Here is an 8,331-nt window from a genome sequence, read left to right as displayed (position 1 = left end):
GATGGCCCGGATCGAGCACCTGCTCAAGCAAGCCCAGGACGACTACCCCGACCAGCCGGCGGGCCCCGACGACCGCTGGTGGGTCCCCGCGCACCTGGGCGGGACCGCCCCCACCGTCGACGAAGCGGCCGCCATGATCGCCCGACAGAACGAGGAGCGGCGCAGCGGGGGCTCGCGCGATTGAAGCGGCGGGCGCCTCAGCGCGGGGCCACCGGCCGTGACGTCAACCAGGCAGGATCGGCGTCAAGGTCTCGACCGGTCCGGGACGACGCGTCGTCGGGGAGTCGTCCGGTTGGGGCTGCGGCGACGTCGGCGCGGTGTTCCCGAACGTCGGCTGAGTGGTCCCGAACGTCGGCTCGCGGGTGGGAGTGGTCTCCTCAACCGTCTCGGGCCCCAGGTCGGGACCGGAGGTCGGCGGCGGGCTGAACGCCGGCTCCGTCCCGCCGAAGGTGTCGACCGGTACGGGCGACCGGTCCGTGGGGGTCGGCGATCGGGGGACCAGCGTGTCCCAGTTCGGCTCGGGGAACTGTTCAACGGCGAGCGGCGCGACCGCTTGGCCCATGTAGTCGCCCCAGGTCTCGGCGGGGATGGAGCTCCCGGTGACCCGGGCCATCGGTGTGTTGTCGGCGTTCCCGATCCATACCGCGGTCGCAAGTTGCGGGACGTACCCAACGAACCAGGCATCACGGAAGTCGTCGGTGGTGCCGGTCTTGCCGGCCGCCGGCCGTCCGAGCTGTGCGGACGTCCCCGTCCCCTCCTGGATGTTGTCGATGAGCACGTCGGTGACGCCGTAGGCGACGTCGGCCTGCATGGCCCGCTCCGGGCGAGCCCGCTCGGCGTCGAGCACCACCTGCCCCGATTCGATGTCGCGGATGGTCCTGATGAACCGCGGCTCGTGTCGCTCCCCGCCCGCCGCGAACGTCGCGTACCCCTGCGCCATGTCCAGCGGGGTGACGTCGACCGTGCCCAGGATCAGCGACGGGACGGCGACGAGGTCCTCGGTGTCGTTGATGCCCGCTGCGACCGCCATCTGCTTCACGGCCTCGGGGCCGACCTCCGACGCGATCTGTGCGTACACGACGTTGGTGGACGTCAGAGTGGCTTGGCGGACGTTCTGCTGACCGAACCCCGCGTTGCCGAAGTTCGACACGTCGTACGGCGGGAAATCGTCGAAGTTGACCACCATCTGCGCCGGGGCTGGGAACACCTCCTCGAGGGACCGACCCTGGTCCAACCACGCCGCCAGACCGAACGGCTTGAACGCCGACCCGGCCTGGTTGCCGCCCCGGATCGCGATGTTGAACTGCTCGGAGCGGAAATCCCGTCCCCCGACCACGGCTTTCACGGCACCGCTGGTCGGGTCGATGGACACCATCGCCCCGGTGTACGGAACGTCCGCCAGGTGGGCGTTCAAGGTCGTGAGCGCCAGCTCCTGCAGCCGCGTGTCGAGCTCGGTGGTCACATCCAGGCCGAGGTAGATGTCCTGCTCGTCGCCGAGTTCATCGGCGAGGGCCTGTTGCACCGCGTCGAGGTAGTACGCGTTCGTCCCGTACTCGACCAGTGGTTCGTCGCGGAGCTCAGGGAGCCCCTCGGCGATCAGCTGGTCGGCCTCCGCGTCCGGTAGCCAGCCCTCCTCGGCCATGCCCCGCAGCGCGATCTCGCGTCGCTCGTTGGCCACCTCGGGGTGGCGTCCGGGGTCGTAACGGGAGGGGGCCGCGACCATCCCGGCGAGCGTCGCAGCCTCGTTGACGCTGAGCTCGGTCGCAGCCTTCCCGAAGTAGGTCTGGGCAGCCGCTTCGATCCCGAGCGCGCCGCGCCCGAACGGGACGGCGTTGAGGTAGTACTCCAGGATCTGATCCTTGCCGAGTCGGCCCTCGAGCTTGCGGGCGTACGCCAGCTCGCGCAGCTTCCCCCGGTAGGTGCGCGGGACCTCCCGGATGGCGATGTCGACGTACTGCTGCGTGATGGTCGAGCCGCCCTGACGGATCTCACCGTGGATGAGGTTGGTCCAGAACGCACGGATGATGCCCCGCGTCGAGTACCCCTCGTGCTCGTAGAAGTTGCGGTCCTCGACCGCCAGGATCGCCTGCCAGACGTGGTCGGGGAGCTCGTCCAGCTCGATGTTCGACCGGACCGCGCCCGGGTCCAGCTTGGCGATCACGTCGCCCGCGGCGTCTCGGACGATGCTGGGCTCCGGTAGCTGGAGCTCATCTGGGCTCGGCAGCGGACCCGCCCGGTAGTTGCTGAGGAAGAAGATCGCCGTGAACAACACCACCACCACGAACGACGCGACGATCGCCAAAGCGATCAGCGGTAGCAACGGCAAGGCGCGCATCATCGGGCCACCGCCGCGCGGTTGGTGACGGTCTGGGGAGCGACCGGAGACAGCACGGCGAGGTCCGGGTCGGGGAAGTCGGCCACCGGCAGGTTCGCGACCGCATCCCCCATGTAGTCACCCCAGGTCTCCGCCGGGATGCTGCTTCCGGTCACACCGTCCATCGGCGTGTTGTCCGGCGTTCCGATCCACACGGCCGTGGCGAGCTGCGGGACGTACCCCACGAACCACGCGTCGCGGAAGTCGTCTGTCGTCCCGGTCTTCCCGGCCGCCGGCCGACCGATCTGAGCCGCCGCCCCGGTGCCACGGCGGATGTTGGCGTGCAGCACGTCGGTCACCACGTGAGCGACGTTGGGTTGCAGCACCCGCGTGAGCTGTGGACTGGCGTCGAGCAGGACGTCGCCGTCGGTCGTCTCCACACGTCGGATCAACTGTGGGGCGACGCGAGACCCACCGTTGGCGAAACCCGAGTAGGCCCGTGCCATGTTCAGCGGGGTCACGTCGGCGGTGCCCAGAGCGATCGCCGGGGCGGTGGCTCGACGCAGATCCTCGTCATCGGCGATCCCCAGGCTGGTCGCGACCTCCGCCACGGCAGCCGGCCCGACCTCGGACGTCAACTGGGCGTACACCACGTTGGTCGACGTCAGGGTCGCCTCGTACACGCTCTGAGCACCGAAGCCTCGACGGCCGAAGTTGGAGACGCGGTAGTCGGGGTACCGGTCGAAGTCCACCGTCATGGTGGCCGGTGCGGCGAAGACCGACCGCGTCGGGGAGTACCCGGCCGCCACGAAGGCCGCCAGCGCGAACGGCTTGAACGCCGACCCGGCCTGGTTCCCACCGCGCGTGGCATGGTTGAACTGTTCCTCGGGGAACCCGAGCCCGCCGATCAGCGCTCGAACCGCACCGTTGCGCGGGTCGATCGTCACGATCGCGCCGGTGTAGGCGGTCCCCTCCAGGTGGGCGTTCAACGTGTCGAGCGCCACACGTTGCAGCCCAGGGTTCATCTCCGTGAACACCCGCAGGCCGATGTCCACGTCACGACGGTCTCCCAGTTCGTCGGCGAGGACGTCGCGGACGGCATCGACGTAGTACGAGTGGGGCCCGTACTGCACCAGCGGCTCTCGGCTGACCGCGGGGACTCCGGCGGCGACCAGCCGTGAGCGCATCTCGTCGCTGATCCAGCCCTGCTCCGCCATGCCGTTGAGGACGTAGATCCGGCGTTGGTTCGCCGCCCCGGGATCGCGCTCGGGGTCGTACCGTGACGGCGCCGCGATCATGCCTGCCAGCGTGGCTGCCTGGTTGACGCTCAACTGGCTCGCGGAGACGCCGAAGTAGGTCTTCGCTGCCGCCTCGATGCCGATCGCTCCCCGCCCGAACGGCGCGGCGTTGAGGTAGTGCTCCAGCACCTCCTCCTTCGGCAGTCGCCGTTCGAGCTTCACCGCCGCGGCGATCTCGCGGATCTTCCCGACCATGGTCCTCGGAACGTCGCGGATCGCCAGCTCGACGTACTGCATCGTGATGGTCGACCCGCCTTGCTCGATCTCTCCGTGTCGGACGTTGACCCACGCGGCGCGGAGCAAGGCGCTCCACGCGAACCCGGGATGCGAGAAGAACCCACGATCCTCGGCGGCCAGAACCGCCTGCCAGACGTGGTCGGGCAGCTGCTCGACGTCGACGTTGCGCCGGATGGCGGTTGGATCCAGCGTCGCCACCCGCTGCCCGTTGGATGCGTAGACGACGGTGGGGTCGGGGATCGTTAGGTCCTCAGGCGCAGGCAGATCCATCGTCAGGTACGCGTGGAGGAACACGGAAGCCCCGGCGAGCGCGGTGGCAGCCACGGCCACGACCGGGACGAACAGCAGCGGCGCCCAGCGGACGAACCAGCGGCCATCGCGCCGCAGCAGTCGCTGGTACCACCCGGTGGAGGTTCCATCGTGGGGCATCTGATGTCGTCAAGCAGGGAGCACATCGCCCTCGACCGTAACGGGGCGAGCGCTACGGGGCCGTGCGAGGCGACCGACCATCGGGACGCCACGGGTGTTGCCGCAGCGGGCGAGGCTGACGCCGACGGTCGTTACAGCGCCCGGATGATCCAGATCAGCAACGCGATCGCCAGCAGGACACCGACGACCGTCCAGATCCCTCCTCGAGGCATGACATCTCCGTTTCTGTCAACGGCCCGCGGCGACGCAACGCCGCATGTCCGTTCGTCACGCGGTGAGCGTGGCGCTCGGTCAGCCGCCGTCCCAGTGCGGCGGCGGCAGGTCGGGGTGGTGAACCGGTTCTCGCTCGACGTCGTAATCGAACCTGTCGATCGCCTCCTGGACCAGCTCCGGTTTGAGGTCGCCCTGTTGGGCGAGCATCGCCAGGGTGCAGATGATGATGCTCTCGGCGTCGATGCGGAAGTGGCGGCGCAGCGCCGGACGGGTGTCCGACAGCCCGAAGCCGTCGGTCCCCAGGACGCCGTAGGTGCCGGGGATCCAGTCAGCGATCTGCCCCGGGACGGCCTTCATCCAGTCGGTCACCGCGACGTAGGGTCCTTCGGTGCCCTCCAACTGTTGGCGGACCCACGGCACCCGTGGTTCGGAGAGCGGATGGCGGCGGTTCCACGAATCGCACGCGATCCCGTCGCGGGTGAGCTCGTTCCAGCCAGGGCAGCTCCACAGGTCGGCAGCCACATCCCACTCGTCGAGGAGCCGCTGCTGGGCCTCGAGCGCGAGATGGATCGCGGTGCCGCTGGTCAGGATCTGCGCGCGGTGGCGGCGCTCCTCTTCCGCAGCGCGGTAGCGGTACATCCCGCGGATGACGTGCTGCTCGTCGAGACCCTCGGGGATCGGCGGCTGGCGGACCGGCTCGTTGTAGACGGTCAGGTAGCACATCACGTCGTCGGGGTTCTCGCCGTACATGCGGTCGAGCGCGTGCTCGACGATGATCGGGATCTCGAAGGCGAACGATGGGTCGTAGCTGATCACCGCCGGGTTGGTTGCGGCGAGTAGGTGAGAGTGGCCGTCCTCGTGCTGCAGCCCTTCTCCGTTGAGGGTGGTCCGGCCGGCGGTCGCCCCGATCAGGAAGCCACGCGTGCGCTGGTCGGCGGCGCTCCAGATCAGGTCCCCGACCCGCTGGAAGCCGAACATGGAGTAGAAGATGAAGATCGGGATCATCGGCTCGCCGTGGGTGGCGTAGCTCGTCCCGGCCGCTGCCAACGACCCCATCGATCCGGCCTCGGTGATCCCCTCGTGCAGTATCTGCCCGTCGCGCGCCTCCTTGTAGGACAGCAGCATCTCGCGGTCGACCGGCTCGTAGTTCTGCCCGTGCGGCGAGTAGATCTTCCGCGTGGGGAACAGGGAGTCCAGCCCGAACGTGCGCGCCTCGTCGGGGATGATCGGGACGAAGCGCGGCCCCCAGTCCGCGTCGTCCATCAGGTCCTTCAGCAGGCGCACGAACGCCATCGTCGTGGCGACCTCCTGGTTGCCTGAGCCGCCCTTTAGCTCCTGGTAGGCGTCCTTCTTCGGCAGCGGCATGTGGTGGTAGTTGACCACCCGCTTGGGCAGCACCCCGCCCAGCGCCTGGCGGCGCTCCATCATGTACTGGTACTCGTCGCTGTCCTCGCCCGGGTGCACGTACGGCGGTAGTTCCTCGTCGAGTTCACGGTCGGAGATGTCCAGGAACAGGCGGTCCCGGAAGGTCTTCAGCGCCTTGACCGACAGCTTCTTCATCTGGTGGGTGGCGTTGCGCGCCTCGAAGTCCGGACCGAGCGTCCACCCCTTGATGGTCTGTGCGAGGACCACCGTGGGCTGCCCGGTGGTGTTCACGGCCGCGTCGTACGCGGCGTAGACCTTGCGGTAGTCGTGTCCACCGCGCGACAGCTTCTGCAGGTCCTCGTCGCTGAGGTCTTCCACCATCGCCCGCAGCCGCGGATCCACACCGAAGAAGTCCTCGCGGATGTAGCTCCCGGACTCGACCGTGTAGGTCTGGAACTGACCGTCGGGGACCTCGTTCATGCGCTTGACGAGTACCCCGTCGGCATCCTGTGCGAGCAACGGGTCCCAGTCACGCCCCCAGACGACCTTGACGACGTTCCAGCCGGCGCCACGGAACACCGACTCGAGCTCCTGGATGATCTTGCCGTTGCCGCGGACCGGGCCGTCGAGCTGTTGCAGGTTGCAGTTGATCACGAAGATCAGGTTGTCCAGCTCCTCGTACGCGGCGACCGACAGGGCACCCAACGTCTCCGGCTCACGGGTCTCGCCGTCCCCGAGGAGGCACCACACCCGCTGTGCGGACGTGTCCCTGATCCCGCGGTTCTGCAGGTACTTGTTGAAGCGCGCCTGGTAGATCGCGTTCAGCGGGGACAGCCCCATCGAGACCGTGGGAAACTCCCAGTAGTCGGGCATCAGACGAGGGTGCGGATAGCTGGACAGGCCGCCGACAGCGGTCTCGCGTCGGAACGCGTCGAGCTCCTCCTCGGTGAGACGCCCTTCCAGGTAGGACCGGGCGTAGATGCCCGGTGACGCGTGCCCCTGGATGAACACCTGGTCGCCGCCACCTTCGTCCTTGCCGCGGAAGAAGTGGTTGAACCCAACCTCGTACAGCGACGCCGCCGAGGCGTAGGTCGCGATGTGCCCGCCGACGCCGTGCTGCAGGTTGCCGCGGGTGACCATCACGGCGGCGTTCCACCGGATGAAGGCACGGATCCGTCGCTCGAGGTGTTCGTCGCCGGGGAACCAGGGCTCACGCTCGGAGGGGATCGTGTTGACGTAGTCGGTGGAGATCAGCGAGGGGACCCCGACCTGCTGATCACGAGCCCGTTCGAGCAGCTTGAGCAGCAGGAACCGGGCGCGCATCCGCCCCCGCAGTGAGACGACCGCGTCGAGGGAATCGAGCCACTCCTCGGTCTCCTGCGGGTCGGTGTCGGGGATCTGGCTGGGCAGGCCGTCGGTGATGACGTGCCGCCGCTCGTCGACCATCCCGGATCCTTCCGTCTGCCTCCCCCAACCCTACGCCACCCGAGTCCGCGCGGTCGTTGGTTCCCCCCCTCCGGCGTCGTCCTCGGATGAACTCAGCTCGGTGTGGGTTCGCCCCAGTCGTCGTCCCACTCGTCCTCCCACTCCTCCTGTTCATCCCAGTCCAGGGGTCCCTGCTCGAGCTTCTCGGCATGGGCCTCCGCGTCATCCCGGGACGCGAAGTTGGCCACGGGAAGGTCCCGGTTGTGGGTGTCGACCACCGCGAAACGCGGCTTGGCGTCGACCGGATGCTCTGCCTCGCGGACCTCGAACCGTGGCACGTTCCTTCTCCCTTCGACCGTCTCCAGCATGCCGGGGGGGCAGCGCTGCCGCTCCGACGGGAGGTCGCCGCCCGGACGAGCCGACGTGGCGACTTGCTTGTCAGGGGCGACGCTGCTGGCGTGGTCGGGGTCGACGGTGACGCGGTCTTGCCGCGCATGGCGGGCGCACGGGGACAGGACGGTCGTGTGAGACGTGACGACGTGCGGTGGATGCGCCTGGCCCTGGCGGAAGGGCGTGACGCTGCGGCCCACGACGACGTGCCGATCGGCGCGGTCGTCGTCGGTCCTGACGGCCGCCAGCTAGCCCGGTCCCACAACCGGCGGGAGGTCGACCGCGATCCGACAGCCCACGCCGAGTTGCTCGTGCTGCGCGGGGCGGCGCGGCGCCTGGGCACCTGGCGGCTCGAGGGGTGCACGATGTACGTGACGCTCGAGCCGTGCGCGATGTGCGCTGGCGCGGCGGTCCTCGCGCGCCTCTCCCGGCTGGTGTTCGGTGCCGACGACCCCAAGGGCGGGGCGGTGGGGTCACTGTGGGACATCCCGCGCGATCCGCGCCTGAACCACACCGTCGAGGTCGTCCGGGGAGTCGAAGCCGGGGAATGCGCGGCCCTGCTCCGCGGGTTCTTCCATGAGCGTCGCGGCCCGGCTGGTGTCTCGCCGCCGGGTTCGTGACCGGGTACGCTCGGTACTCCGTCTACGGGCGTCCACGGCC

6 protein-coding genes are annotated in these 8,331 nt (G+C 69.0%); 2 read left to right on the top strand and 4 right to left on the bottom strand.

Translation table 11 applies throughout. The features are described 5' to 3' along the window. Positions 1-184, top strand: a 184-nt coding sequence (locus M3N57_03205) for a 1-acyl-sn-glycerol-3-phosphate acyltransferase (protein MDP9021707.1), incomplete at its 5' end; no start/stop codon positions are given. Positions 185-223: 39 nt separating this feature from the next. Here M3N57_03205 and M3N57_03200 read toward each other — a convergent pair. The 4 genes from M3N57_03200 to M3N57_03185 all read right to left on the bottom strand — a co-directional run bounded on the left by M3N57_03200 (position 224) and on the right by M3N57_03185 (position 7,619). After that, positions 224-2,338: a penicillin-binding protein gene (locus tag M3N57_03200; GenBank protein ID MDP9021706.1), complete on the bottom strand. Its 2,115-nt coding sequence runs from the start codon at positions 2,336-2,338 to the stop codon at positions 224-226. Beyond that, positions 2,335-4,278: a penicillin-binding protein gene (locus M3N57_03195; protein MDP9021705.1), complete on the bottom strand. Its 1,944-nt coding sequence runs from the start codon at positions 4,276-4,278 to the stop codon at positions 2,335-2,337. Before M3N57_03195 ends, M3N57_03200 begins: the two co-directional genes overlap by 4 nt. A 291-nt stretch (positions 4,279-4,569) precedes the next feature. Next, on the bottom strand, positions 4,570-7,302 hold the full coding sequence (gene aceE / locus M3N57_03190) for a pyruvate dehydrogenase (acetyl-transferring), homodimeric type (GenBank protein MDP9021704.1): 2,733 nt from the start codon (positions 7,300-7,302) through the stop codon (positions 4,570-4,572). Between the two features lie 92 nt (positions 7,303-7,394). Beyond that, on the bottom strand, positions 7,395-7,619 hold the full coding sequence (locus M3N57_03185; protein MDP9021703.1) for a hypothetical protein: 225 nt from the start codon (positions 7,617-7,619) through the stop codon (positions 7,395-7,397). A 210-nt stretch (positions 7,620-7,829) separates the two neighbouring features. Between M3N57_03185 and tadA the strand changes: the two genes are divergently transcribed. After that, positions 7,830-8,291 (top strand): tRNA adenosine(34) deaminase TadA, encoded by a 462-nt coding sequence (tadA, locus tag M3N57_03180; protein MDP9021702.1) that lies wholly within the window; start codon positions 7,830-7,832, stop codon positions 8,289-8,291. The last annotated feature ends 40 nt before the right edge of the window (positions 8,292-8,331 follow it).

This window comes from Actinomycetota bacterium (assembly GCA_030776725.1).
Taxonomy (GTDB): Bacteria; Actinomycetota; Nitriliruptoria; order Nitriliruptorales; family JAHWKO01; genus JAHWKW01.
The sequence above is the reverse complement of the archived record's forward strand: the minus strand, read 5'-3'. Positions and strand labels throughout refer to the sequence as shown.